Source organism: Streptomyces sp. NPDC048461, assembly GCF_055587105.1.
Window position 1 is genome coordinate 1 of record NZ_JBVJGW010000034.1, and the last position, 26,697, is coordinate 26,697.

At 68.9% G+C, this 26,697-nt stretch carries 22 protein-coding genes; 15 read left to right on the forward strand and 7 right to left on the reverse strand.

Translation table 11 applies throughout. The annotated features are described in order from the left end of the window. Positions 1-972: 972 nt before the first annotated feature. The gene (locus ACZ6S8_RS35260; RefSeq protein ID WP_469461964.1) at positions 973-1,854 is read right to left on the reverse strand and encodes a potassium channel family protein; all 882 of its coding nucleotides are present in this window, start codon (positions 1,852-1,854) and stop codon (positions 973-975) included. Between the two features lie 395 nt (positions 1,855-2,249). Here ACZ6S8_RS35260 and ACZ6S8_RS35265 point away from each other — a divergent pair, with 395 nt between their 5' ends. Continuing rightward, on the forward strand, positions 2,250-3,791 hold the full coding sequence (locus tag ACZ6S8_RS35265) for an alanine/glycine:cation symporter family protein (RefSeq protein ID WP_469461966.1): 1,542 nt from the start codon (positions 2,250-2,252) through the stop codon (positions 3,789-3,791). Between the two features lie 245 nt (positions 3,792-4,036). Beyond that, positions 4,037-5,341 carry a Na+/H+ antiporter NhaA gene (nhaA, locus tag ACZ6S8_RS35270; RefSeq protein WP_469461967.1) on the forward strand — a complete coding sequence of 435 codons (1,305 nt, stop codon included), beginning with the start codon at positions 4,037-4,039 and terminating at the stop codon, positions 5,339-5,341. A gap of 403 nt (positions 5,342-5,744) precedes the next feature. On the opposite strand, the gene ACZ6S8_RS35275 is transcribed toward nhaA, so the two are convergent. Next, a complete protein-coding gene (locus ACZ6S8_RS35275) occupies positions 5,745-6,062 on the reverse strand; it encodes a hypothetical protein (RefSeq protein WP_469461969.1) in 318 nt (105 codons plus the stop codon). 515 nt (positions 6,063-6,577) lie between these two features. Continuing rightward, positions 6,578-6,892 carry a hypothetical protein gene (locus ACZ6S8_RS35280; RefSeq protein WP_469461970.1) on the reverse strand — a complete coding sequence of 105 codons (315 nt, stop codon included), beginning with the start codon at positions 6,890-6,892 and terminating at the stop codon, positions 6,578-6,580. A 1,334-nt stretch (positions 6,893-8,226) separates the two neighbouring features. Here ACZ6S8_RS35280 and ACZ6S8_RS35285 point away from each other — a divergent pair. The 4 genes from ACZ6S8_RS35285 (at position 8,227) to ACZ6S8_RS35300 (ending at position 10,605) form a co-directional block, all read left to right on the forward strand. Next, positions 8,227-8,361 (forward strand): hypothetical protein, encoded by a 135-nt coding sequence (locus ACZ6S8_RS35285; protein WP_469461971.1) that lies wholly within the window; start codon positions 8,227-8,229, stop codon positions 8,359-8,361. A 152-nt stretch (positions 8,362-8,513) separates the two neighbouring features. Then, a complete protein-coding gene (locus tag ACZ6S8_RS35290; RefSeq protein ID WP_469461972.1) occupies positions 8,514-8,750 on the forward strand; it encodes a hypothetical protein in 237 nt (78 codons plus the stop codon). Positions 8,751-8,752: 2 nt separating this feature from the next. Further along, on the forward strand, positions 8,753-9,340 hold the full coding sequence (locus ACZ6S8_RS35295) for a hypothetical protein (RefSeq protein ID WP_469461973.1): 588 nt from the start codon (positions 8,753-8,755) through the stop codon (positions 9,338-9,340). 80 nt (positions 9,341-9,420) lie between these two features. Next, complete coding sequence (locus ACZ6S8_RS35300; RefSeq protein WP_469462058.1) at positions 9,421-10,605, forward strand: IS701 family transposase; 1,185 nt, start codon at positions 9,421-9,423, stop codon at positions 10,603-10,605. 271 nt (positions 10,606-10,876) lie between these two features. Here ACZ6S8_RS35300 and ACZ6S8_RS35305 read toward each other — a convergent pair whose 3' ends face one another. Further along, positions 10,877-11,086, reverse strand: coding sequence for a hypothetical protein (locus ACZ6S8_RS35305; RefSeq protein WP_469461975.1), 210 nt, complete (start codon positions 11,084-11,086; stop codon positions 10,877-10,879). Between the two features lie 25 nt (positions 11,087-11,111). Beyond that, entirely contained in the window at positions 11,112-11,411 is a 300-nt protein-coding gene (locus ACZ6S8_RS35310; protein WP_469461977.1) for a hypothetical protein, read from the reverse strand. 204 nt (positions 11,412-11,615) lie between these two features. Between ACZ6S8_RS35310 and ACZ6S8_RS35315 the strand changes: the two genes are divergently transcribed. Both ACZ6S8_RS35315 and ACZ6S8_RS35320 read left to right on the forward strand, forming a co-directional pair. Continuing rightward, on the forward strand, positions 11,616-12,869 hold the full coding sequence (locus tag ACZ6S8_RS35315) for a cation:proton antiporter (protein ID WP_469461978.1): 1,254 nt from the start codon (positions 11,616-11,618) through the stop codon (positions 12,867-12,869). 304 nt (positions 12,870-13,173) lie between these two features. Continuing rightward, positions 13,174-13,611 carry a hypothetical protein gene (locus ACZ6S8_RS35320; protein WP_469461980.1) on the forward strand — a complete coding sequence of 146 codons (438 nt, stop codon included), beginning with the start codon at positions 13,174-13,176 and terminating at the stop codon, positions 13,609-13,611. Positions 13,612-14,286: 675 nt separating this feature from the next. On the opposite strand, the gene ACZ6S8_RS35325 is transcribed toward ACZ6S8_RS35320, so the two are convergent. Next, positions 14,287-15,348: a PucR family transcriptional regulator gene (locus ACZ6S8_RS35325; RefSeq protein ID WP_469461982.1), complete on the reverse strand. Its 1,062-nt coding sequence runs from the start codon at positions 15,346-15,348 to the stop codon at positions 14,287-14,289. 411 nt (positions 15,349-15,759) lie between these two features. Between ACZ6S8_RS35325 and ACZ6S8_RS35330 the strand changes: the two genes are divergently transcribed. The 6 genes from ACZ6S8_RS35330 to ACZ6S8_RS35355 all read left to right on the forward strand — a co-directional run bounded on the left by ACZ6S8_RS35330 (position 15,760) and on the right by ACZ6S8_RS35355 (position 23,040). Further along, positions 15,760-16,134: a hypothetical protein gene (locus tag ACZ6S8_RS35330; RefSeq protein ID WP_469461983.1), complete on the forward strand. Its 375-nt coding sequence runs from the start codon at positions 15,760-15,762 to the stop codon at positions 16,132-16,134. 13 nt (positions 16,135-16,147) lie between these two features. Beyond that, positions 16,148-18,424 (forward strand): hypothetical protein, encoded by a 2,277-nt coding sequence (locus ACZ6S8_RS35335; protein ID WP_469461984.1) that lies wholly within the window; start codon positions 16,148-16,150, stop codon positions 18,422-18,424. A 33-nt stretch (positions 18,425-18,457) separates the two neighbouring features. Continuing rightward, the gene (locus ACZ6S8_RS35340; protein ID WP_469461986.1) at positions 18,458-19,426 is read left to right on the forward strand and encodes a hypothetical protein; all 969 of its coding nucleotides are present in this window, start codon (positions 18,458-18,460) and stop codon (positions 19,424-19,426) included. A 501-nt stretch (positions 19,427-19,927) separates the two neighbouring features. Then, positions 19,928-20,818 carry an ABC transporter ATP-binding protein gene (locus tag ACZ6S8_RS35345; RefSeq protein ID WP_469461988.1) on the forward strand — a complete coding sequence of 297 codons (891 nt, stop codon included), beginning with the start codon at positions 19,928-19,930 and terminating at the stop codon, positions 20,816-20,818. 56 nt (positions 20,819-20,874) lie between these two features. Then, complete coding sequence (locus ACZ6S8_RS35350; protein ID WP_469461989.1) at positions 20,875-22,443, forward strand: ABC transporter permease; 1,569 nt, start codon at positions 20,875-20,877, stop codon at positions 22,441-22,443. A 222-nt stretch (positions 22,444-22,665) separates the two neighbouring features. Beyond that, positions 22,666-23,040 (forward strand): hypothetical protein, encoded by a 375-nt coding sequence (locus ACZ6S8_RS35355; protein ID WP_469461990.1) that lies wholly within the window; start codon positions 22,666-22,668, stop codon positions 23,038-23,040. Positions 23,041-23,240: 200 nt separating this feature from the next. Here the strand turns inward: ACZ6S8_RS35355 and ACZ6S8_RS35360 are convergent, their stop codons facing one another. Then, positions 23,241-24,242: a DUF389 domain-containing protein gene (locus ACZ6S8_RS35360; RefSeq protein WP_469461992.1), complete on the reverse strand. Its 1,002-nt coding sequence runs from the start codon at positions 24,240-24,242 to the stop codon at positions 23,241-23,243. Positions 24,243-24,422: 180 nt separating this feature from the next. Here ACZ6S8_RS35360 and ACZ6S8_RS35365 point away from each other — a divergent pair, with 180 nt between their 5' ends. Beyond that, the gene (locus tag ACZ6S8_RS35365; protein ID WP_469461993.1) at positions 24,423-26,321 is read left to right on the forward strand and encodes an alkyl/aryl-sulfatase; all 1,899 of its coding nucleotides are present in this window, start codon (positions 24,423-24,425) and stop codon (positions 26,319-26,321) included. Positions 26,322-26,697 lie beyond the last annotated feature (376 nt).

Genomic DNA, 26,697 nt, shown 5'->3' on the forward strand with positions numbered 1-26,697 from the left:
GGTCAGGCCCCCACCCTCCGGATAACGCATACCACCTGCATAGCGCAGGGATCATGAACCGTCACCACCCGACGACAACCCGAAATCCTCAGTAGTCGGCAGCGTCCTACCGGGCAACTACCCGCGTCACCGCCGCCGGCGCCCCGAGCAGCCGCTGCCGCAACCGGCGGTCAGTTCGTGCCGTCGGGGCTGAAGAGACTCTCGATCAGTTCGCCGAACAAGGCAGCGATCTCGAGGTCCTCCCCCAGTCGGCCGCTACCCGCCGAACATCCGCGTCGGACGACTTGGCCGTCCGGGCCGCGAAGGACGCGGCGAATGCGGCAGAAGCCGCCGCAGAGGCACTCGCCGACGCTGCGGAGGCCGACGGCGCCACTACCGGCTCGCCACCGCTGCCCCTGGAGAACGCGGAACGTCACCATCCGCCGGAGACCCCGCCTGCGGATCAGCCGAGGTGACGCGCGACCCTTCTGCGCACCGATCCGTCAGCTGGGGCGCAAGAAGCTGAACGCCTCATCGACCAGTGCGGGCAGCTCCAGGGCACCGTCACCCTCCACCGCCGCTCGACGCGACCGGCTGGCCCACCTGTATCCCCCGGAGAACTGGACCGGATCCTTGGCCTACTGCGTCACCTCCTCACCGCCCGGAAGACGGTCCTTGCAGTCAACTCCGCCTATATCGCCTCCGCGGCCCAGGGCGACGCGAGCCGACCGAACCGCCGTTCCGGCTCCAGGGCTCCTGCCGCAATACGGACAAGATCGCGTCGAGGCTCTCGGGCACAGGCCCTCGGAGGCCGGGACGACGACCCGCTGATCCGGGCGGTCGGCGCGCTCGGCCTGCTCGCCGACCGGGTCGGCGCCGTGGAGAGCGCCGCCAACCGGGCAACGGATCCGCGCCACCTGCTCGCCCTCCCTGACGGGCGGCACGCTGCCCGGCCCGGGCACGACCTACGGGAGTGAAGGCCGGCCGGTCACATCAGGTTCCGGCGCCAGTATGGCGGCCGTGGTCATGGGCGAAGGCCTCGAAAACCTCGCGCGCCGAGCCCTGGGTATGCAGGAAGCGCTCGTCGAGGATGGCGGCCAGGTCGTCGAGTGCTGCCCGAAGCACGGCGGCGGACAGCCTGATGTCGGGGTGACGGGCGCCCGCGGCCCGGTCTGCCAGGTTCACGGCGCAGGTGATCTGGCGGGCGAGTGAGGTCCGGTCGTCGCCGTCGTGGAAGTAATAGGACTCGGCGTACTGCTGGAAGTCGACGGAGACCACAGCCACGGCCCCGGCCAGGCCGTCGAGGGTGGCAGCGCCCGCGTGGGTGTCGATCTGCTCTGTTGTGGGGTGGGTGCGGGCGAGGTGGGAGAGGCGTAGGGCGAGGGCGCGGCGGCGTGCCAGGGCGGGGTAGATGCCGAGTGTCCATGCCACCGTGGCGCTGAGCAGGGCGAAGCCGACGAGGGCCTCCATGGGGGCGAGGATCCGGAGCCATCCCTCGGCGGGCGCGATGTCGCCGAGGCCGAGGGTGGAAATGTGGACCAGGGACACGTACAGGGCGTCCGTGAATCCCGCGTGGTCGGCGGGATGGAGACCGGTGGCGTAGGTGAAGGCTTGCGGCATGTGCGGCCAGTAGATGAGGGTCCACCCCAGGACAGCGGTAAAGGCCCAAGCCGCTACCACGATCACCATGGCAAGGGGGCCCGCCAGCCCTGGGGCCCGGCGGCGCCGTGGCAGAAAGGACGCCGTCCGCCACAGAGCCGTCATGATCAGTCGGCTGAGACCGCCGTGGCGCGTGGGGTGCCACAGGGTGTGGAACACGTCCCGCAGGACCAACAGCACGAGGCTCGCGCCCGCCAAGGTGACCAGCCAGTTCATGCGGACCCCATACCCCGTCCTTGTCTCCTCAGCCCGTCGCCGACCTCCGGGGAGCCTTCACCCCACATCGGCGTCCGCTCAGGAGAAGCGCAGATCCGAATAACGATCGCGTCACTGGCCCAGGCATTCAGACACCCTCCCCCGAGAACGTGATTTGCATCACTAAAGATTCCATAAAGAGTGTGCTAGGAATACGCAACTCCGTTTCGGTGCACTCGCCGGATGGCGGAGCGCCGGCACGCACACCCGGCTTTGCCCAACCAGGAGAGCTTCGATCCGAGTCCGCGGATCGAGACGGTCACGGTCACCGATCGGACAACGGCGTTCGCGCCAAGCCCGCACTTGTCACCGACGCACCGCACTGCGCCGGTCCTGCGCCATCGAGGTAAAACCTGATGTCACTCGACACCATCACCAGCTCCATCGACGATGCCGTCAGCGGCTTCTTCGAGCCCATCGCCACATGGCTCGGAGACATCGTCTTCTACTCGGTCCCCGTGGCCGGGACACAGCTTCCGCTGATCGTCGCCTGGCTGGTCGTCGCCGGTCTCGTCTTCTCCGGCTGGTTCGGGCTGGTGCAGATACGCAAGTTCCGCCTCGCCGTGAACGTGGTGCGCGGCAAGTACGACGAGAAGGGGTCGGCCGGCGAGGTCAACCACTTCCAGGCGCTGACCGCCGCCGTCTCCGGCACCGTCGGCCTCGGCAACATCGCTGGTGTGGCGGTGGCCGTCTCCATCGGTGGCCCGGGCGCCACGTTCTGGATGATTCTCTGCGGCCTTCTGGGCATGGCGACGAAGTTCGTCGAGGTCACCCTCGGTGTGAAGTACCGCGAGGTGCACGCCGACGGCACCGTCTCCGGCGGCCCCATGCACTACCTGCCCAAGGGCCTGGCCGAGCGCTTCGGCGCCCGCGGCAAGACCCTCGGCAAGATTCTCGCCGTCCTCGCCTCCGCGATGATCCTCTTCTTCGGTCTCTTCGGCGGCAACCTCTTCCAGGTCAACCAGTCCTACGCCCAGCTGGTCTCCGTCACCGGCGGCGAGTCCGGGATGATGGGCTCCTCGGCCGGCGCCCTGTTCTTCGGCATCCTGATCGCCGCGATCGTCGGCATCGTGCTCCTCGGCGGCATCCGCTCCATCGCCTCCGTCACCAGCAAGCTCGTCCCCGCCATGGCCGGCATCTACATCGCCGCCTGCCTCGTCGTCATCGCGGTCAACGTCTCGGCCCTCCCCTCCGCGATCTCCTCGATCATCGAGGGCGCCTTCAACCCCCAGGGCGTCGCCGGCGGTGTCCTCGGCGCGCTGATCGTCGGCTTCAAGCGAGCCGCGTTCTCCAACGAAGCCGGCCTCGGCTCCGCGCCGATCGCGCACTCCGCGGTCAAGACCAAGCACCCCGCCAGCGAGGGCCTGGTCGCCCTGCTGGAGCCGTTCATCGACACCGTCGTCATCTGCACCATGACCGCGCTCACCATCGTGATCGCCAACCCGGCCAGCTGGGGCGAGGCCCGCAAGGGCGAGTCCATCGGCGGCGTGACCATCACCTCCGACGCCTTCGGCACGGTCCTGCCCTGGTTCCCGTACATCCTCACCATCGCGGTGATGCTGTTCGCCATCTCCACCGTGCTGACCTGGGGCTACTACTGCATGAAGGCCTGGACCCACCTCTTCGGCCGCAGCAAGGCCAGTGAGCTCACCTTCAAGGTCATGTACACCCTGTTCGCGGTCGCCGGTTCGCTGCTGACCCTGCAGACGCTCATCGACATGGCCGACGCGGTACTCTTCATGCTCGCCGTCATCAACATCATCGGCCTGTACCTGCTCGCCCCCATCGTCAAGCGCGAGCTGAACAACTTCCTCGACTACGTCCGCCGCCGCGACGCCGGCCTGGACACCGAAGCAGACGAGGACGACGACCAGGAGCCGGTGAAGACCACCGTCTGACCGCCCCCGCGGCCCGGCTCCCGAGCGGGCTCGTACACACCTTGCGCCTTGGTGTACGAGCCCGCTCATTTGCATTTCAGCAGGTGAGAACCCCTCTGGTGGGATCCGGCACCCCGGGATAAGGTGTAAAGAACGCGTCAAGGGGCAGCTGCCTGCCCGGGACGCGCGGTGTGCCGGGAAGTCTGGTCGGCGTCCTTGGGGCCGTGTGCCCATTTCCAGCCGACGCCCCCGAAAGGCCCGCCCTCATGAGTGACCAGCGCCCGCGTATCGTCTTCGGCCTCATGCCGTGGCCCGAGCGACAGGCCATCGCCTCCGCCCTGCGCACCGAAACCGTCGGCGGCCTGGTTCTCCTCGGCGCCGCCGTCGTCGCACTGATCTGGGCCAACACTCCGTTCAGCGGCGCCTACGAGGCGATACGCGACTTCCACTTCGGCATACCCGCGCTCGGCCTCGACCTCTCCGTGGGGCACTGGACCGCCGACGGACTCCTCGCCGTCTTCTTCCTCGTCGCCGGCATCGAACTCAAACGCGAACTCGTCGTCGGCGAGCTGCGCACCCCCGCCACCGCCGCCCTCCCGGTCATCGCCGCCATCTGCGGCATGGCCGTGCCCGCCGCGCTCTACGCCGCGACCGCCTCGGCCGGCGGCGGCAGCCTCGACGGCTGGGCCGTCCCCATGGCCACCGACATCGCCTTCGCCCTCGCCGTCCTCGCCGTCATCTCCACCCACCTGCCCTCCGCCCTGCGCGCCTTCCTCCTCACCCTCGCCGTCGTCGACGACCTCGGCGCCATCCTGATCATCGCGATCTTCTTCACCAGCGACCTGAACCCCTGGGCGCTGGGCGGAGCCATCGCCGGCCTCGCCGTCTTCTACCTCCTCCAGCGCTACCGCGTCCGCGGCTGGTGGTGGTACGTACCCCTCGGCATCGCGATCTGGGCCCTCATGTACAACGGTGGCGTGCACGCCACCGTCGCCGGCGTCGCCATGGGCCTCATCCTGCGCACCACCCTCGACAAGGACGAGAAGGCCTCCCCCGCTGCTCGCGTCTCGCACCTGTTGCACCCCTTCTCCGCCGGTGTTGCGGTGCCGCTGTTCGCCCTCTTCGCGGCGGGCGTCAGCATCTCCGGACCCGCCCTGGCAGAGGTGTTCACCACCCCCGAACCGCTCGGCGTCGTCATCGGACTCGTCGTCGGCAAGGTCCTCGGCATCTTCCTCGGCACCTACCTCGCCGCCCGCTTCACCAAAGCCGAGCTCAACCCCGACCTGGCCTGGGCCGATGTCCTCGGGCTGTCAGTCCTCGCAGGCATCGGCTTCACCGTCGCCCTCCTCATCGGCGAGCTCGCCTTCCCCGGCGCAGCCGTAGGAGAGCACGTCAAGGCTGCCGTCCTCATCGCCTCCGTCACGGCCGCCGTCCTGGCGGCCGTACTGCTCCGCCGCCGCAACACCGTCTACAAGCGCCTGTACGAAGAAGAGAACCTCGACGCCGACGCCGACGGCATCCCCGACATCTACCAGCGCGACACGAAACCCTCCGCCTCCGAAGTCGGCTGAACGAGGAGGGACGTCAGCATCAACCCGTCCGCCGGGGCGGCAGGCCACACGTGTTCACAGCCGCCGCCGGGCCGCCTGCCGGGCGATCCGTATTGCCGCAGCCGCCGCTGGCAGCCGGGGCGGGCCGATCGGAGAAGGACCAGGCGCTACCGGCCATCGGTCCGACAGCGCACCGCTCATCAGCGGCGACGTCGACCAGAGGTATTCGCGCCCACCATGGCCAGCCCCGTGAACAAGCAGGACAACCCGATGTAGAGAAGGGGAAAGCCGGGCTCTGGCAGGGTGTAAAGGAAGGCTCCCCCTAGCGAGAGTGGCGCGCCCACAAACGCAAGCAGCATGCCAACGCGGAGTTCGGTGCCGTCGTTGCGAAGCCACATGCGGACTCGGGTACAGAGGGCCGGGGTCAACGCGCACCACCCGTCGCGATTCGGCGACCGGCCCTGAGGGCTCGCACCAGGAAGGTGACCGCCACTCCGCCACAGGCGACTCCCAACGTCGCGCAGGCCGTGACCACGCCCTGCGGCAATTCGGCCATCCGCGGCAGCGCGTTCAGAGGGGCCTGGAGGTAGAGGCACAGAATCGCGTGGGCATACGGCTTCCTCACCTCCCGCGCACGTAGGCCGGGCGGCGTCCAGCCGGCGAGCAGGGCGACCGCGACGGGAAACAGAAGCAGGGTCGCTGCCACGAGAGCGAGCGCGTAGTACACCGGGTTGCCGTTCATGGGTACCTCTCACGTGCGATGCCCGCACCAGGCGGTGACGACCGCGACGCTGCATGCCGGGATCCGGCCGTGCGCACAGTGCGAGCACCGTCAGCAAAGCATAAGGGGGCATCGCCCCCGGCAGCACCGACGCTCCGGTGCCCCGGCAGTGCCGCGTTGGGGGACATCGCGGGAATTCAGGGTCGGGGCGATGCGTCCTGCGTATTCCGGCTGTCCGCGAGCGGCCTGGGAACCTCCTCGTCCCGGCACTGTGGCGCAGGCTTCGGTATGGCCTCAGGGCGGACATGACGCTTCTTCCCGCTCATGCCGCCGTGCCGTCCAGCGTCGGCGAACCAAGTCACCGGTTTCGCCGACGGCAGCCAGGAGGGCGGCGGACGCGACGCTTGGCATGAGGCCGACCGGGCGGCCCGTGGCGCGGCCCAGCAGCCAGACGGCAAGGGTGAGCATGGCCCACCACACGAGGAGCGAGACGGCTTCACGCCGCCTGGCGCGCGTCCGTAAGAGGGACACGGTTTTCAGGAACCCTCGCGGGTGGCGACCTGGCGGCGCTCACGGGTGAAGGTGGCGAAGCCCAGAAACAGGCAGCCTGTGACAGCGAAGGCCCCACCCGCTGCCGTGCAGGCGAGCGTGACATCGGGAGACGCCCCGGCCAGGCGGGGCAGCGCGTTGACAGGTGCGGTGGCATAGATCATCAGGAGGAACCAACCGTGCGGCCTCACGGGCGTCAGCCTGCCGCGCAGCCGCTCCGGCACCCGGTCTGCGGCCATGGCCAGGCCTGTCGGCAGCAGGGTGAGGGTGAAGACAGCGAGGCCGATCCAGTGCCATCTCATGCGTCCGGCTCCTACGAGGTGTGCAAGCGGTACAGGGCTGCGCATGCCGCGGGCCGAAGGCACTGGTACGGCGGTCGCCGGATCGCGGTGCGGCCTGGTGACTCTATCGACGGCGCGGCCGGTCGCTGCAGGGGCGGTGCTGCCGGTCTTCGGGTTCCAGGTTTGCCGGGGCCAGGCAATGTCCTACGGGTCGGCAGATGTCATGGTCAGCCCTGCCCGGGTGGTGGTGCCAGGTCTGCGGTTGCCGCCGTGGCAACCCCTTCGTCACGCTGACCACCCGCACGGCTGCGCAGGCCTGGCGGGCTGGGAATGCGAGACCGTCGCGACGGGCTCCACCCCGTCCGTTGGAGAGGTTCCATTCGAGACGACCGTGCTTCCCTCGTACGCCGCCACTTTGACCGTGCTCGCGGCCGTGGTCCTGTCCGGTTGCGCCGGGCAGGCGGAACACCGTCCGGCAGCCCCGGGGATTACAGAGCCACCGCGTGCCCGGCGGCGCACCTGGGAGCCGGGCCGGGAGCGGCAGGCTGACGTCGGACGTACGGATGGCAAGCACGACCCGTACGAGGCTGCGCGTCGTTCCTACCCTCCCCGCCTACCGGCGGCGAGGATCACTCGCGACGCATCGAAGTCACGATCATGTGCCGTAGCGCAGCACACACCGCCAGGTGCGTACCCCAGCGGCCCGGGTCCCGGACGGGGGCTTCTTCGTTCGCCCTTGAGGAGTTCGCCGTGCCCACGTACGAGGCTATGCCACGCTTCACCCTCGCCCCCCTCATTCCCGAACATCGCCGCGCCTTCCGTCGTCGACGCTCTTCGCGCCGGGCCCGTTCCGCGCCGGCCTCCACGAAGCGAGCGAGTTCGCAGAATCCTGTCCTTGAACAGCACGGAACCCGCGCGCCACAAGGTAGTCAAGTGCAGTGTCGCGTGCGAGCTCCTCCCGAGCCGCCAGACAGGTCCGACTCGCCTCGTCCACTCACCCAGTGAGAGCGGCACCGGAGCTGCTAGACGGTCATGCTCTTGCTGGCGACTAGCATCTCGAAGGGGATGCGGGCCAGGAGCCCAAGTCTCCACAGTGGGACCGGATCGAGCCGCTGATGTCAGCCGATCCGCTCTGCGGATCCGCTCATGGTGCGGCATCCGGCCCAGACTCTTCGGCCCGCCTGGGCAGTTCTCGACTGCGACGTCGGCAGTCTTGCGACCTGGCCAGCCCCGGGCGGCGCTCGATCCCACGGAACCCGTACGTATGATCGATCATCTGTAGCCGTTGGTTACCCAGGTGGGTAGCGTGGCCGACGGGGCAGGTTTACGACCAGCAACACGGGGGGGTGCTGACGATGTCGTTCGAAGGAGAGTGGGCCGCGGACAAGGCGGCCGTGACCATGCGATTGAACCAGGCCGGCAGTTCGGGCGGTTCGGCGCCGACGCCGGGCTCGGCCGATTATGTGGTCGAGGACGACGATCTCGGCTAGATCGGCCATGCCGCCCACGCGCTGTTCAACGGCCTGGAGCCCGCGGGCAAGCACGCGAGCGCGGCGAGCGAGAGTGCCGGGAGCAGCCTGAAGCCATCCCCATCGTCGGCGACGCGCTCCAGCGCACGGTCGACGCCGGCACGGCCGGGTACATGAACGAGCTCAATGCCAAGGTCGACGAGGAAACTCGTAAGAACATGGTCAACCACTTCGAGAACGGCGAGAACCCGATGAACGCCATGATGCGGAAGATGGCGACCGAGAAGGGCCTCACGCAGGAGGAGCTGGACGCGAGCCCGGGCGAGTACGAGGACGGTCTCCAGACGACTGCCGAGAACTGGTACCAGCAGGGCATCGAGGACGCCCAGAAGAAGATGGGACAGCCGTAGACATGGACAGGAAGTGGCTGCCGCTGACCATCGTGCTCGGCGCCGCCGGGGTGGCCGTCGTGACGGCGGGCTTCTGGCCCGACGACGAGAAGCCGCCGCTACCGCAGACGCTGTGTCATGGGGCGCTGAGCCGTCAGACGGCGGAACTGATCGACGACGGCAAGGGGGGCGAGGTCAGCACGGAGGAGTGGGAGCGCAAGGGCAAGAGAACCGATCACGCGGTGTTCAAGGGGTGCCAGGTGCTGCGTGCCAATGCGGACAGCGACTACCCCCGAGGGGTCTACACCCTGATCATCGAAGACAACCGGAACGACCCTCACTACAAGCCCAAGGACTCCGTCCCCCTCGGCCCCGGCTTCACCGGCTGGGCGCTTCCCGACAAGGCCGAGGCCAACCTGCCCGCCGGCTGTGCCGCCCGCATGGGCTCGACGGCGCCGAACATCACGGTGACGCTCATGGCGCCCTCGGAAAAGGGGGAAGAGGAGAGGAAGGACCTCGTCGACCGGGACGCCCCCGCGATCCGCAACAATGCGGCCGTGGTGCAGGAGGCCGCCACCAAGCTCGCCAAGAAGTACGGCTGCGCCGCCTGACAGTGATCTTGGTCGACACGGTTCTAGTACTGCAACGGCGTTTGGCGTGACTGGTGGCCAGGACGGTCGTTGGTCTGATTATGGGTGGGATGGTTGGTGATGTGAGGGCGTGGGCGGCGGGTCTGGGTGAGGTGCATGAGCGGTTCGTGCACCGGTTTGCCCGGTCTGAGCCGCGTGAGTCGGCACTGGCGTATATGCGGGGGCTGATATCTCCGTTGGAGCGGAAGAACGGCTGGACGCTTGCCGAGGAGGCGGGGCATGCGGCTCCGGACCGGATGCACCGGCTGCTGAACCGGTGCGACTGGGACGCCGATGAAGTCCTCGACGACGTCCGTGACTACGTCGTTGAGCATCTCGGTGACCCGGACGCGGTCCTGATCGTGGACGACACCGGGTTCCTTAAGAAGGGCGTCCGCTCCGCCGGGGTCCAGCGCCAGTACTCGGGAACGGCGGGCCGGACGGAGAACTGCCAAGTCGGTGTCTTCCTCGCCTATGCCGGTGCCCGCGGTCGAACGCTGATAGACCGCCGCCTGTATCTGCCCACGTCATGGACCGATGACCGGGAACGCTGCCAGACCGCGGGCATCGAGGACACGGTGGCCTTCGAGACGAAAGTCGTCATCGCCAAAGCCATGGTCCGCCGGGCGATCGCGGAGAAGCTTCCGTTCCGGTGGGTGACCGCGGACGCTGCTTACGGCTTCTCCAAGGGCTGGCGGACCGAGCTGGAGCGGGCTGATGTCTTCCATGTCATGGCCACCACCCGGCATGACACCGTCGTCTCCCGCTGGGCGATGGACCACCCAGTTCACGACCTGTTCAACGGCCTTGCGAGGCAGAAGTGGAAGCGTCGTTCCTGCGGGATGGGCGCCCAAGGCCCGCGGGTCTACGACTGGGCGAGGGTCGAGGTCCGGCCCTGGCACCGGGAGGACCGCCGGCACTGGGTGATCGCCCGCCGAAGTGTGAGCCGGCCGGACCAGATCTCCTACTACATCGCTTACTGCCCCGCCGACACTACCCTCGACGAGCTCATCCGCGTCGCGGGCAGCCGCTGGGCAATCGAGGAATGCTTCCAGACCGCCAAGCAGGAGTGCGGCCTGGACGACTATCAGGTCCGCCGCTACCCCGGCTGGCACCGCCACATCACCCTGGCCATGGCCGCCCACGCCTACCTCACCATGCTCCGGGCCCGGGCCCTGGATTCCGGGAAAGCAGAAACGGATCCTCCCAGCTCATACCCCTCACCCTCCCTGAACTCCGACGACTGATCACCCGCCTCACCCACCGATGGCCACCACCCGTCGAGCACGTCCTGCACTGGTCAAACTGGCGCCGCCGACGCCAGTTCCAGGCCCGCATCAGCCACTACAAACGACGCGGCCACACGTCACCAGAAGCCAACAAACCATCACGCCAAACGCCGTTGCAGTACTAGGCCGCCGCCCGACGAGATGCGGCGGCACATAGAACGCGAGCGGGAATCAGGTCGACAGCCGGCGCGGACTGGCAGGAGCGCCGAAGGTGTCTTCGCATGCCCGCTCAGCTGTGGTCAGCCCGTGACCCCAGCATGACCAGGCCCGTGATGAGCGCGGCGAGGCCGATGACCAGCACCGGAAAACCGGGGCCCGGCAGGACGTACAGCAAGGCTCCGGCCAGCGTCACAGGAGCACCGGCGACCACGAGGGCGACCGCGATACGGGATTCCGTGAGGCTGCGCCGCGCCCATGTAAGGAGTCTGCCTCCACGCATCGCGGTCAACTCTTCGCTCGCGAGTTCACGCAGCGGGGGGCAATGCGGCGCGCAGGAAGCACGCTACGGCCACCAGAACGAAGCCGAAGCCCAGACCGCTGCAGGCCATGACGACGCCGGAGGGTGCGTCGATCATGCGGGGGACGGCGTTCAGCGGCATGACGGCATAGAGGCAGAGGAGCGCCCATGCGTAGGGGCGGACGGCCAGCCGCCGCCCCCGAAGTCCGCGCGACGTCCAGCCGTTGAGCGCCGCCACTGCCAGGGGGAGCACGAGCAGGGTGCCCACCGCCAGCGCGATGCCGTGGTACAGCGGATTTCCGTTCATGGACACCTCTCTGATGCGTACGCCCACGATAGACGCCCGATAAGTGACGCATTTATGCCGGAGTCCGGCAATGTTCGGCTGTCTGGACTGCCGTCATAGCCCCATCAAAATGGCGTAAGGGATACGTAAAGTAGCCAGTGGAGTGCCGGGAAGCCTGGTCGGCGATAACGGGACACATCTCTTCTCGAATCGGGGGCTTCTGCCATGGTGCTCGTTGCTGTCTTCGGTGTGGCGCTGTTGATCGCGGTGCTCTTCTCCGGGCTCGCCGCCCGCACCGTGCTCTCGACCTCGCTGCTGTTCCTCGTGGGCGGAGCACTGGTCAGTGACGGGTTCCTCGGGCTGGTCCACATCACGGCCGACAGCCCGATCGTGGCCGTCACGGCTGATCTGGCCCTGTTCGCTGTGCTATTCACCGACGGCATGCACGTCTCCTTCCCGAAGCTGCGCCAGAACTGGAAGAACCCGGCCCGCGCCCTGGGACTCGGCATGCCGCTGGCCATGGCCGGCATGGCTCTGATCACCCACTACCTCGTCGGGCTGGACTGGACGACCTCCTTCCTGGTGGGTGCGGTGCTGGCACCGACGGACCCGGTGTTCGCCTCGGCCATCGTGGGGCGCAAGGAGGTTCCGGCGAAGCTGCGCCAGCTGCTCAACGTGGAGAGCGGCATCAACGACGGTCTCGCCCTTCCGGTGGTCCTGATCCTCATCGCCGTCGCAGGACCGACCTCCGGCCAAATGCAGGCATCCATCCCGACGATCGGTCTGGAGCTCGGGCTGGGACTCCTCTTCGGGATAGTCCTCCCACTGGCGGTCAACGCCTTGGTGCGGCTGCGACTGCTGGGGGCGGAGCCCAAGCTCCAGCCACTGCTGCCTCTGGCGACCGGCATCATCCTGTACGGGTTGTGCCACCTCACCCACGCCAACCCCTACCTGGCCGCGTTCTCCGCCGGCGCCGTCCTGGCCTCCGTGTCGCCCGAGGCGAAGACAGTCTTCGAGCCGCTCGGCGAAGCGTTGGCGGAGCTGGCCAAGTTCGCCGCCCTGCTCGTCTTCGGCGCCCTGCTCACCCCCCAGCTCTTCGGCGACCTGTCACTCGGCGGGTACGCGGCCGTGATCCTGGCGATCGTCATGATCCGCCCGGCCTCGCTGCTCCTGTCGCTGCTGGGTACCCGGCTGGAGCGACGGGAGAAGCTGGTCGCCGCCTGGTTCGGCCCCAAGGGCTTCGCGTCCGTCGTCTACGGCCTTCTGGTCCTTCAAGCCGGCATCCCGCAGGGCGAGGAGGCGTACACCCTCATCGCGATCTGCATCGCCTTCTCGATCATCGCCCACAGCAGCACCGACGTACCGATCGCCCGCCTCTTCCACGTCGACGACCTCGCCGGGATCCCCGCCGCCGGGTCGCCCAGGCCCTCCCGCCCGCCGGTCACCACTGACCGGGAGACGAGCCGTGTCCAGACGTAAGAGGAGTCGCACCGAGCGGACACGCGCCCGACGCAGGCGGCGTCTGCACGCCAGGGGGGTGTTGGCTCTCCTGGGCGGGCTGGGCGGCGTCGCAGCGGCCGCCGTCCTGTTCGCCCTGCTGCCTGCAGCCGTCGCGGACGAACGCGCCCACGCATCGGCCCGACCCTGCACCACGCCCCAGGCGCTCCCTGAAGAGGAATGCGTACGAACCGCCCCCGTCACCGTGATGAAAATCCACATTCAAGGCGGCCGCGGGGCCAGCTACTGGGCCAAGGTCGAGGACCATGCCCATGGCACAAGGCACGTGAACTTCGACAGCGACGAGCCGCTCCTGCGTCGGCTGCACGTCGGAGATCAGGTCACCGCGCACGTATGGCGCGGTGACATCACGGCCGTTTCCGGCCGGGAGCTGATGCAGGCAACCGGCGACAGTCCACAAGGGGCACCCCTGTACAACATCGCCGCCGCACTCGCGTGCACCGTGATGGGCGGGCTCGGGCTGACGGCGGCCTGGTGGTGGCTCTGCCGTACCGATAGATGCCTGGCAGGCCATCCCCGGGGACTGCGGATGGCCGGATGGATCGCCCTCGGTCTGGTCGTGGACACGTTCGCCACCCTGTGGATGCTGCTCTGGCTCGACGGGCCCTACTGGCTCCACCCGATCATCTGGTCCGCAGCGGCCTTCCCCGTGCTCGTGGCCCTCGCCGTCCAGCACCGCAAAAGGACCGAAGGAGAACGGTGAACCGGCACCAGACACGCTCCGAGGTCATCTCACTGACGGCTTGGTGGGCCACGGTCGCCGTGCTCATCTGGGGCATCAGCGTGATCGCGGACCAACCCGCTTCCCCCGCCGCATGCGCGGGCAGCGCCGCCGTGCTGGTCGGTCTCGGTGAGACCGGCGACTGGCTGCGCAGGCGCTGGTCCGCGGCTCGGTCGGAAAGGGGACACCGACAACCGTGAGGGTCGGCCGAGGGGCCGGACCGGCCCGGAATCCGGGCTTCTACGACTGCGTTCCGAAGCGTCCAGCGGTGCCGCAGATCGCGTCCAGCGGTTGCCGCAGATCGACAGTGATCGCCTGGGTGAGGCGGGATGAGGTCCTGCCGCGGGCCGCGTTCCGAAGGCGCCGGCCGCTGCCTGCCGGGCGGTATGAGAAGCGCCCTCCGCTTGAGGCGGAGGGCACACGCTTGTGGCCGCGGAGCTCTCTGTGGGCGGCGCTGAGCTGTCCGGCGAGCTTGTCGTGCACCTCAGGGCTGAGATCGTTCAGGCTGACGATGGTGACCCTCTTGCCGCGCTGCTGGTAATCGGGCTCGATGGCGTCAAAGACGGTGTCCCAGCAGGGTGGAGTTCACGGTTTGCGATGGGGCGTGCTGCTGCATCCGGCAGCACCGTACGGCCTGGAGAGACCACATCTCCTTGTTCATGCCTCGGTGCCGGGCCAGCCCAGGAGGCGGGCGCCGATCACCGCCGTCTGGAGCGTGTAGCGGTTCACCGGGTCGGCCGGGTCGGCGCCGGTGAGGCTGTGGATCCGCTCCAGCCGGTAGGTCAGCGCCCGCACGCTCAGCGACAGCAGGCGTGCGGCCTCGGTCGCCACGCATCCGCTGTCGAAGTACGCGGTGAGCGTGTCGATGAAGGGCTGGGCGCCACCGCGCCCTTTACGCAGCGGGCCCAGCACGCTGTCCACCAGATCGGCCATCGCCTGCCGATCCCGCGTCAGGACCGGATAGACCAGCAGATCCGCGGCGTGCAGCACCGGCCCGTCCAGGCCCAGCCGCTCCGCCAGCTCGAGGGCGTTGAGCGCCTCCTCATAGGAGTGCACCACGCCGCCGGCGCCCGGATGGGAGCGGCCTATGGCGACTTTCCCGCCGTCGGTGGCGGCGTACGCCTGCTTGGCGAAGAACGCCAGAACGTCCGGCTGGTCGCCCGGGGCCACACAGATCAACCGTCCGTCCTTGGTGGTGAGAAGGATCTGCCTGCCCGCGAACCGTGTCAGTACCGCCGATTCGATCCCGCGGGCTACCGGGTAGCCGTCGCCGTACGGCTCAGGTCCGCTCGCCACGGCCACCGCGTGGGCCTGGGAGAGGCGCAGCCCGAACCGTTCGGCACGCTCCGCCAGCCTTCCGAGATCGCTGCGCCCGTAGAGGAGGTCGTCGATGAACTCGCGACGTGCGGCCTCCTCCTGGCGCACGGCCTGGTGCTGGGCGCGCTCGTAGCCTTCGACGAAGGCGTCTATTGCCTGTTCGGTCACGGCAAGAAGCGAACCTGCCTGCTGGAGCGGCACCCGGGTGAGGACCTCCTGGGACACGGCCAGGTGCTCGCGGATCATCACGCGCAGCATGAGGCCGAGCTCCGCGGCCCGCTCCCCCTCGGCGCGGCGTGCCTCCAGCTCGGAGCGCGTCATCCGGCGCCCGGTGCTGCAGGCGTCGCGCAGGCACTCGGCATACCCCGTCAGCTGGTCTTGCGGTGCTTCCCGCTCCGTCACGCACTCCCCCGTTCTCCTCGCGTCGGCGAACCCATTGACGCGCAATCAGGGTGCCATAGGCAGCAAAGAGGTCCTTCACCGGCAGCGAATGGCGGGTAAAGACTGCCGGGCGACGGCAATGCGCTGCCGCGAAGCGGGGGAGATGATCAAGGAATGCCCTGTGTCGAGGAGAGCTGCGCCGTTCCCGGCATGCGGTGGTCGCTGCCGCGCGGCCGTTGGACGCGGTAGTCATTGGGCAGTGGCCTCCCGCAGCTCCCAGACCGACGTCGGCCTGTGCTTCGTCCGCAAGCAAGGTCAGTTTGACGGTCTGCAGGGAACAAAGCGTTTTTGAGTTGAACGGGGGCGGTCGTGTCGGGGGATTTCACGCAGGAGTGGGGCAGCGAGAGAGCAAGGGCCGCTGATCAGGCAGCCATGCGGCTCAACAGTGTTCCGGCAGCTGACGGCGGCGGGGGCGGGGGCGGAGGGACTTTCGCGTCGACGCCGGCGCAGAAGAGGGCTGCCGCCAACACCATCGAGACCGAGCTCGAGCCGAACACCAAGAAGGCCGCAGAGCACGCGGATGAGAGCACCAACACCGCGGTCAAGGGCTTCGAGGGCTGGGATACGGCTGTGGGCCTGAAGAAGGTGGCGGAGACGTGGGACCAGCAGGTGAAAGTCCTCATGGGCCGGCTTGGTTCTGAGAAGGGTTCGCTGCGCGGTGCCTCGGGCCTGTTCGTACAGAACGACCTCGGCACAGGGGACGGGTTCCGCCCCCTGGGCACCCAGTCGAAGCTGAACGGTCTGTGAGAGGGGGCAGTACATGTTGACGTACCACGAAGTGATGTCGACCGACCTGGGCCTGCTGACGACGGCAGCGGGCAAGTGGGACGAGATGGCCGGCGAGCTGAAGAAGGTCGAGACCCGCTACGGCGACAGTGTCCAGAAGGTCACCATGGGGCCCAACTGGAGCGGCGTCAGCGTCGAAGTCGCCCACACCAGCTTCGCCGCGACACGGTACGAGTACTCCGCAGCGCAGATCCAGGCCAAGGCGGTCGCGAGCCTGCTGCGCGATGCCCACACCCAGTTCGCCGACCTGAAGAAGCGCCTCGAGTCCGCGCGCGACGACGCGATCAAGGCGGGCATGACCGTCTCGGAGCAGGGAACGGTGGCGTTCGACTACGCCAAGCTGACTCCCGCCGAGCGGAGCGCCTACCAGCACGACCCCGACGGACAGACCACTATCCGTAACGGGGTCAACAAGTGGCAGCAGCACATCAACGACCAGGTGAAAGCCGTCTCCGAAGCCGACCAGGGTATCAAGATCGCCCTTGAGGCGGTCGTGGTGGACAGCAACAAGGACGCCTTCGGCAAGGGCAACGACGAAACCCTCAACGGCTTCAACGCCGACGCGCAAGGCGACATCGAGGTGTACGAGGCCCGCAACGCCGAGGACATCGCCACCCGTATCAACAGCGGGGACAAGGTGTCGGCAGCCGATTACGCAGAGCTGGACCGCTCCTTCCGCGACAACGCCAAGAGCACCGAGTTCAACCAGACCTTCCTCAACGGGATGGGTGCCCAGAACACGCTCAAGTTCACGAACAAACTCAACGACCTGGCCTACTACGATGACAAAAGGGGCCGGCAGACCTACCTGGACCTGGAGAAGGGACTCGCCAACTCCCTGTCCAACGCGATGCAGGACCCGAAGTCGCAGTTCTACAAGGACTTCCGAGAGCAGCTGAAGAAGGCCGGCGTCGAGAAGTTCGACCTCAAGGAAGCCGCCGAGGGCCCCAACACCATCAGCCGCGGCCACGGGCAGCAGGTGCGGGGCTATCAGAGTCTGATCACCCTCATGCAGAACGGCGACGGCTACTCGGCGCCGTTCATGCACGACCTGGCCGACGACATCCGCTCGGCGGAGGACAAGAAGCGCGGCGGCGACCCGAACATCTGGGATCTCCAGGGCGACTTCAGCGACAAGAACGGCGGATGGTTCGCCAACGACCCGCTCGACGGCCTGCTCGGCATCATGTCCAAGGACCCGGCCGCCGCCACCTCTTACCTCGACCCCGGAGCGGACCACAAGAACGACACCCTCCAGTACCTGCTGAAGGAACGCGACTGGAAGTTCGATGACACTCCCGTCTGGCACGGGAACATCGAGACGCACAGCGATACCGAGAGCGAGGGCAAGGACGCCCGCACCGGTCTGGGACTGCTCCTTGAATCCGGTACGACCGGCCATACGCCGCTCGGCCCGAACCAGGACCCCTGGCCGGCGACGCCTCACACCGAGGGACAAGCGCGGATCATGCACGACGTGATCGGGGGACTCGGCCCCGACCAGACCGTGCACGAGAACATGCGTGAGCCCCTGGCCCGGGCCCTGGCCACCTATACCGAGGACACTCACGAAATCCTCGGAGGACTGGACTCCAAGTACATCTCCGCGTCCGGGACCGGGTACTTCCAGGACGGCGACAAGACCCACATGGCGGTCAGCCAGAAAGACCTGGTGCAGTTCATGCGCGGCCTCTCGGAGGACCCGGAGGCTTACGGAACGCTTCACAAGGCGGAGTCCCGGTACATCGACCTGTCCTTGGAAGAGATCCCAAAGGGGGCACAGGGACCGGACGTCACCAACCCGATCAACAAGGGGGGCACCGCTCTGGGCGTCATGAGTTCCATCCGGGAAGACGTGATCAACGATGGCCGGATGGCCGGGTACAGCGAGGCCGACTGGAAGGCGAAGCTCGCCTACCACGTCATCGGCGGTGCGGTGACTCCCATGTACTTCACCACCGCCGGCGGCGTCTCCATCGCCTTCGGCGACGCGATCCAGCGCGGCGTCGACACCTGGGCCTGGGAGTGGGGCAACCGGATGAAGGGCGAGGTCGACGCCAAGGTCAACCCTCAGATCGCGGACGAGTACCTTGAGGTCAACAACCAACTGCCGATCATGATCCGTGAGTGGGCCAAGGACAGGCCGGACATCCCAGAGAGCTTCATTCAGGACTACAGCCGCGACGTCCTCGAAGGGCGTACCCGCGGTACTGAAACAGCGCACAAGTACCTGACCGACACGACCAACTGATCGGGCAGCGAGAAGAGTGAAGTGGGGACGTCGATGACGGGCAGCACGGGACGCCTGGCCGTTCCAGTGAAAGCATGGGCCGGGGCAGGAGTATGCCTGGCACTGCTGGGCGCATTCGGGGCCTGGTTCCTCCTCGGTCGCGAGACGTCCCCGCCCTGCAACGGCCTGGCCGAAAACGTGAGCGTACAGAAATCAGTGGGGGCTGCTGTCCACCCTGGCATCAGCTGCGCGGCACTCGGAGAGGCGATCGTAAAGGCGACTGCGGGCAGTCAACCGGGGCGTCACACCCAGGCGCAGGCGCAGGCGATGAAGGACGTCCTCTTTGCGCTCGGCTGGGTGCAGTCGCAGAAGATCGATCTCGACCCCGCCTTGAGGGTCCCCCTCGCCGCTGCCCTGGCCGACTACGCACCCGACCTACATGAGATGCTCGCCGGTCTCAACAGCGAATACATAGCGAACGCAGGCGACAACAAGTCGCCCTGGGAAGCCGATGGTACGTACCACCTGGCGGTCTGGAATGACGTACTTACAAAGACCCTGCGCGCCGTGGCGGTGGACCCCCAGGCATACGCCCTACTGCGAATGGCGGAGACCCACACCGTAGCTGCGCAGCTTGCGGCCGTCCCTGCGGACGCGACCGGCGTAAATCTCTCCTTGCAGCCGACGAAGAACGCCCGCGCTCTCGGCATCCTGGACGGCATCGCCGACGCAGCCGTAAGCCAGGACACCCAAGAGGCCCGGAAATGGCACACTACGGTCTTCGACCATCTGTTCGCCGAACAGACAGACCAGTCGGAGCCGGCCGGTCGCCTCACCGCCACGTGGCTCCAGGAACTCAAGAACACCCCTGAACAGCGACGCGCGGAACGCCTGCATGCCCAGGGCCTCGACATGGCCCGCACCTGGGCCCAGGCCCGCACCATGGACGAGCCCACCCGGCAGGACCTGCTCACCCAAGTGGAAAACAGCGCCCGCAACGCCCATGCGGAAGGGAAGCACTGACCCGGGCGGGTGTTTGGGGGCTCATCCTGCGGTCCGGATCCCAGGCAGCCGCCTGCACACGGCCACCCAAGACCACGGCTTCACCCTCCCGGCACTCTTGGGGGCGATGCCCGCCGAGGGGCCTGCGTTGTACTCGGCCGCCACACTGGTGCCCGCCGCCGTCGCCGCCTGGTGGTGCGCCTCCTGCCAGGGCCGATCGCAACCTGACACCGATGTGAGCATGCGCAGGTGTGCGGAGCAGACGGCCCGCCCACCGGTGGATACGGAGTACCGAACGCGTCAGTGAATTCGGAGACGAGGGACGACTCGGTCGGACGGCCGGGGGCCGCTCTAGCGGCCACGGAAGGGTCTTCGTTCCGCACTGCGGGAGTCAGCGGACTCGTTTGGTCCTATGCCTTGTCCGGCGTGGTCTGGCGCGAGTATGTTCACCAGCGGTGTGCCGGGAAGTCTGGTCGGCGATTAGGGGCCCTGTGCCCGCCGCGCCGCACCATGGAGGCCCACATGGTCCCGCCCGCCCTCCGTACACAGTCCCTGACCAAACGCTATGGCCGTGTCCTGGCGCTGGACGGGCTGGATCTGAGCGTCCCGGCCGGTGAGGTGTTCGGCTTCCTCGGCCCCAACGGGGCCGGCAAGTCCACCACCATCCGGCTGCTGCTGGGACTGGCCCGCCCCACCGGCGGCCGGGCATCGATCTTCGGCACCGACGCCGCCGACGTCGCCGTGACGCACCGGCACCTGGCCTACGTACCGGCCGACGTGGCGCTGTGGCCACAGCTGACCGGCGCCGAGATGCTGGAGCTGCTGGCCCGCACAGGCCCGGGAACCGACCGGCTCTACCGCGACGAGCTGGTCGAGCGGTTCGACCTCGACCTGTCCAAACCGGGCCGTACCTACTCGACGGGCAACCGGCAGAAGGTGGCACTGGTGGCCGCGTTCTCCACCCGTGCACCCCTGCTCGTCCTGGACGAGCCGACCAGCGGCCTGGACCCGCTGATGGAACGCGAGTTTCGCCACGCGGTCCGCGAGGCCCGGGACAACGGCCAGAGCGTGTTTCTCAGCTCCCACCAGCTCGCCGAGGTCGAGGCCGTCTGCGACAAGGTGGCGATCCTGCGCGCCGGCCGGCTCGTGGACGTCGCCGCCGTGCCGGAACTGCGACGCCTGCACCGCACCGAAGTGACGGTGTCCTTCACCGGCACGCCCCCGGACCTGGACCGTGTGCCCGGAGTGGAGGCAGTGGAGGCGACCGGCGCGACCTCGGTGCGGTTCACCCTCACCGGCCCGCCAGGGCCCGCGCTGCACAAGCTGGCGGAGGCGGACGTGGCCGGCCTCGCGGTACGCGAACCCTCCCTGGAGGAAATCTTCCTCGGCTACTACGGCGGGACGCAGCGGTGACCCCCCTCTCCCCGCCGGCCGCACACACCGGCCGCGGCGCGATGGCGGGCCGGGCGGTGACAGCTCTGGCTCTGCGCCAGACCAGACGCGGCGCGCTCGTCGTGACCGCTGTGGTGGCCGGAATGTCGGCGCTGGCGGTCGTCGCCCACCACAGCACCGTCAAGGACCCGGCGGATGCCACAGCCCTTGAGGCGCTTGCGGGCAACCCGGCGATCCGCACCCTGTTCGGCGAACCGCTCGCGCTGGATGATCCCGGCGGGTTCGCCGTGTGGCGCACCGGGACGGCACTGGCGGTCGTGCTGGCCGTATGGGCACTGCTCGCCGCCACGCGGATCACCCGCGGCGAGGAGGACGCCGGCCGCTGGGACGTCCTGCTCGCAGGCCGGCTGCCGGTCACCACCGTGGTGGCACGCCACCTCGCCGTCCTCCTCGCGGCGTCACTCCTCGCGGGCACGGCAGCATTCACCGGCCTCACCGCAGCAGGCGCCGGCGCGGACGGCGCCGCCGTGCACAGTGCCGGGCTGGCCATGTGCGGAATGTTCTTCGCCGCGGTGGGCACGATGACCGCCCAGGTGTTCGCGACCCGGGCCTCGGCCACCGGCGCCGCGGTCGCCGTGCTGGGCATCAGCATGCTGCTGCGGATGGGCGGCGACGGTGTCGCCGCCCTGGGGTGGCTGCGCTGGCTCTCGCCGTTCGGCCTGACCGCGCTGGCCCGCCCCTACGACGGAAACCGGATCTGGCCCCTGCTGACCCTGTTCGCCGCCGGCCTGGTACTTGCCACCGCGGCCGCCGCCGTGGCCGGGCGGCGCGACATCCGCGACGGCTACCTCCGCGCCCCGTCCGGCCGGGCCCCGCGCATGCACCTGCTCGGCTCGGTCCAGGCGTTCGCGGTACGGCGGCTCGTGCGGCCACTGGCCGCCTGGTCGGCCGGTATCGGCGCCTACTACCTCCTCATCGGCGTACTGACCGTGTCCATGACGGGCTTCCTCGCCGACAACCCGCACTTCGCCGACCTCGCCGCCCAGGCCGGCTTCGCCGAACTCGGCACCGTCCAGGGCTACACCGCCACACTGTTCGCGCTGCTGGCCGTTCCGGCCGGAGCCTTCGCCGCGGTCCGGCTCGCCACGCTCGCCGCCGACGAGACCAGCCGGCGCCTCACGCTCCTGTTCGCCCAGCCCGTCACCCGCAGGAGATTGCTCACCGCCGAGATCACCGCCACCCTCGGCGGCGTCATCATGCTCACCACCCTCGCCGGCCTCGCCACCTGGAGCGGGACACAAGCCGTCGGAGCAGAACTCGGCCTCATCGACGCGCTGTCCGGGGCATGGAACATCGTGCCCATCGCCCTCCTCTGCCTCGGCGCCGGTGTCTTCGCCCTGGGCTGGGCCCCACGCGCGGTCACCACCGTCGGCTCGCTCCCCGCAGCAGGCGGATTCCTGCTGAAAGTCATCGCCGACACTTCCGGCTGGCCGGCATGGGTCGGCCAGCTCTCTCCATTCACGCACCTGGCCGCAGCACCCGGCGAACCCGTCAACTGGCCCGCCGCCCTATCGATGACGGCCGCCGCCACGCTCGCCACCGCCGCAGGGATCATCGGCTATCAACAGCGCGACCTCCGCACCTGACCACACGACGGACAGGGGGGCGCAGGACCCCGCCGGCGACGGAGGCTGGCGAGGAGCAGAAGGGAGAGGCGTGCGAGCCTGACCACGCCGGGTCCCTGTTCCCGGCCCGCGTGGCGCCCGACACCTTAGGCGCCACAACCGGCGGGATGCCGGGCACCTGCGGTGCCGTTTCTGCGGGTGAACCTCCCGGCGGCCCGGCCCGGGCGGCTACAACCCGGGGTCGTGATCATCACCCTGCTGCGTCGTGGTCTGCCCGCGCTCGCCCTCGCGACCCTGCCCCTGCTCGCCACGACTCTCCCCGCTGGCGCCGCCCCGGCCGTCCCGGCGGCGGAGCTGCCGTTCGCCTCGTACGCCCCGGCCCGGACCGCCGCCCGCGGGCCGGCCGCCGCGCCGGAGGTACTGCCGATCGGGGTCGCGGTTTCCGCGCTGCGGATCGCGGACGAGTCCCGGGACGGCTACGACCGCGACGCGTTCAAGCACTGGAACGCCGGCGAGAACCGCACCGACGGCCGCGACACCCGTCGGGAGCTGCTGATCGCCGAAGCCGTCGAGCCACCGGTGATCGGGCCGCGGTGCACGCTGAGCGGGGGCAGCTGATGGTCGTACTACGACGAGCAGACCCGGTCAGACCGCCATAAGACCCTCCAGATGGCGTTTGGTTCCCGATCACGTACTGGGTGTCTATGTGACACCTTCGGGAGTGCCTGTACCGCCGTCACCTGTTTCCCGATCCTCTGTACGTCGGTCTCCTTGCACCCCCGGCGGAGTCCGTTCCCGTGCGGCCGGTGCGTCGGATTTCAGCGGCCGACGTGTCCGGCCTGGATCTGTTGTCCCCGGGTGGTGACGACGACGATGGGGATCCCGTCGGGGACCTGGCCTGCGAGGTCGGTGAGGAGGCCGTCCACCGGGGGGAGGTCCTGGGGGCTTCGGACCTGGATGTAGAGGGTGCGCGAGCGTGTCTGGACGTCGATGACGGAGGCGCCGGGTACGTCTGCGAGCCAGGCCGCGGCGGCGTCCGAGGCGCGGCTGGTCCACAGGTGCACCAGCACGGTGCCCGCGGTGCTCGCCGCGAGTACGAGGCCGACGGCGGCGAACAGCGTGGCGAGTGTCAGGTAGGCCCTGCGCAGGGTGCGCGGTGCCCGGTCGGTCGATGGCGCCGTGTGGCCGAGAGCGGCGTACACCACCATGCCGGCGAACACGAGTGCCAGGAGGTTGGAGACGAAGAGCACCAGTGCGCCGAGGGACAGCCACCAGGACGCCTGACCGGCGCAAACGCCCATGACGACGAGCGGTGGTACCAGGGAAATGGCGATCGCGACCCCGGGCAGGACGGCGGCGACGTCCTTGCGGGCGAGGGCGAGCGCCCCGGCGAACCCGGTGGCGAGGGCCGCCGCGAGATCGAGCAGCCCGGGTGAGGTACGCCCGGCGATCTGGGGGTCGGACAGAAGATCGTACGAGGCGGGGACCACCAGCGACGCGAACGCGCCGATCAGCACCACCAGCAGGCACCCGAGCGCGACGAACACGCCCGCCGAGGTGCGTCGGCGCTGGACCGCGCCCAGAGCGATGCCCATGATCGGCGTCGACAGCGGTGCGATGATCATCGCGCCGATGACCGTCGCGGTGGAGTCCGTCAGGATCCCGCCCGCGGCGATGACCGCCGAAAGCAGCAGCATGGTCCAGAACGCCGACTGCTTCGCCCGGGCGTCGCCGTGGGAGAGGTCGAGGTCGGCTTCGAGGTCCTCCAGGGTCCGACGCTGATTCGCGGGCAGGACCCAGCCGCGCAGTGTGCTGATCATCTCCCGAGTATCGGGACGGCCTGCGTCGACAGCGGCCCGGAAACGGCCCGGAATCGGAGCGGCGACCGACATCACCCGGACGGCTCATCCCGCTCGTCGCCAGCTGCCTCAGCCGCGAGGGTGAGGGGGACGGCCCGCTGTCGGCGGGCTACGTGCAGGACGCCCGCCGAGGAGAGCAGCATGAACCGCAGCACCAGGCCCGCGCCTGCCGAGCCGTCCGTGGTGGAGGCGAACGCGGCGGTCCTGCGCCGATTCCCGTTCGACGACACCCGTGACCTCGAGGACGCGCGCCGGGGCTTCCTGGGTACGGCGCCCGATCCGCTCGTACGCGGTGGCGACGGCGCGGTGTGGGACCTGGATGCCTACGGCTTCCTGGCGGGTGACTGCCCGGCGACGGTCAATCCGAGTCTGTGGCGCCAGAGCCGTCTGGTCGCCGACCACGGCCTGTTCGAGGTTGCCGAGGGCATCTACCAGGTCCGCGGCTTCGACCTGTCGAACATGACGCTGGTCGAGGGGGACCAGGGCGTCCTGGTCATCGATCCGCTGATCTCGTCGGAGACGGCCGCCGCCGCCCTGGCTCTCTACCGCGCCCACCGCGGGGAGCGCCCCGTGACCGCGGTGCTGTACACCCACAGTCACGTCGACCACTTCGGCGGGGTGCGCGGCGTCGTCGGGGATGCCGAGCTGGCCGCGGGAATCCCGGTCATCGCCCCGCACGGCTTCCTGGAGCACGCGGTGAGCGAGAACGTCTACGCGGGGACCGCGATGGCCCGGCGCGCCGCGTACATGTACGGCGCGGCGCTGCCCAGGGGCGAACGCGGGCAGGTCGGCGCCGGGCTGGGCCAGACGACCTCCACCGGAAGCGTCGGTCTGATCCCGCCGACCCTCACCGTCACGCGGACCGGTCAGGAAGAGGAGGTGGACGGCATCCGCATGGTCTTCCAACTCACCCCCGGCACGGAGGCGCCGGCGGAGTTGAACATCCACTTTCCCGACCACCGGGCCCTGTGCATGGCCGAGAACGCCACCCACAACCTCCACAATGTGCTGACCCTGCGCGGCGCCGAAGTGCGCGACCCCCGTGTGTGGGCCCGCTACCTTGCCGAGGCGGTCACCCTGTTCGGGGCGGACACCGATGTCGCCTTCGCCTCGCACCATTGGCCGGTGTGGGGCGGAGACCGGGTGATCACCTTCCTCAACGAGCAGCGCGACCTGTACGCCTACCTGCACGACCAGACCCTGCGCATGATCAACGAGGGGCTGACCCCGCTGGAGATCGCCGAGCGGATGGAGATGCCGCCCGCACTGGAACAGGCCTGGCACACCCACGGCTACTACGGGTCCGTCAGCCACAACACGAAGGCCGTCTACCAGCGCTACCTCGGCTGGTTCGACGGCAACCCGGCGCACCTGTGGGAGCACCCGCCCGCCGAGGCCGCCACCCGCTACGTCGAGTTCATGGGCGGAGCCGGGGAGGTCCTGCGCCGAGCCCGCGCGTCCTTCGACGAGGGCGACTTCCGTTGGGTGGCGCAGGTCGTCAACCACGTTCTCTTCGCGGACCCGGACAACCCCGAGGCCCGTGACCTCCAGGCCCGGGCCTTGGAGCAGCTCGGCTACGGCAGCGAGAACGGCACTTGGCGCAACTTCTACCTCATGGGCGCCCTGGAACTGCGCGAGGGAGCGGTCGGAACCCCGACCACCACCGCGTCCCCCGACTTCCTGGCGGCCCTCACTCTGGAGCAGCTCTTCGACGCCGCCGCGATCCGCGTCGACGGCCCCCGTTCCTGGCACGCCGACATCACCATCCGCTGGAACCTCACGGAAGCCGACCCGATCACCCTGCGCCTGCGTAACGGCGTCCTCACCCACAGGTCCGCCAAGGCTCCCTACGACGCGAACCCCGATCTCGACATCACCCTCACCGAAGCCGACCTGCGCGCCGTCCTCCTCGGCACCCTCGCCCCCGCCGACCTCCTCACCAGGGAAGGTGTCCGGGCCACCGGCGACACCGCCAGGCTCACCGAACTCCTCGGCCACCTCGGAAGGCCCGACCCCGACTTCGCCATCGTCACACCCTGAACCCGCGTGCCCGTGGTTTGGGCACGCGGGTTCAGTGGTCCCGTCATCGTGCTGCCACTCCCGTCCGCACCGACGACTGGCGGCAAGTCGAGAAGACTAGGAGCAGGTTGTCCGGGCAGGCCTCGTGCGCTCTCAGCCGGCCGGCTCCCGTCACCATGATCGGGGGGCGAGAGGTTCTTGATACCAACGGCGAGGCTGGTCAGCCCCGCCTCCTTTACTCCCCCCGAAAGCTTCCTGGCCCGCCTCGCCGACCCGGCTCGCCCCTTCTATGTTGGTATTCCAGGGTCGGCCGGAACACGGCACCGAGTGATCCCAGCACGTCTGTCGCGGTCCTGATCCGGGCGGGTCGCGAGTGTCCCTGGCCGGAGAGCGGACA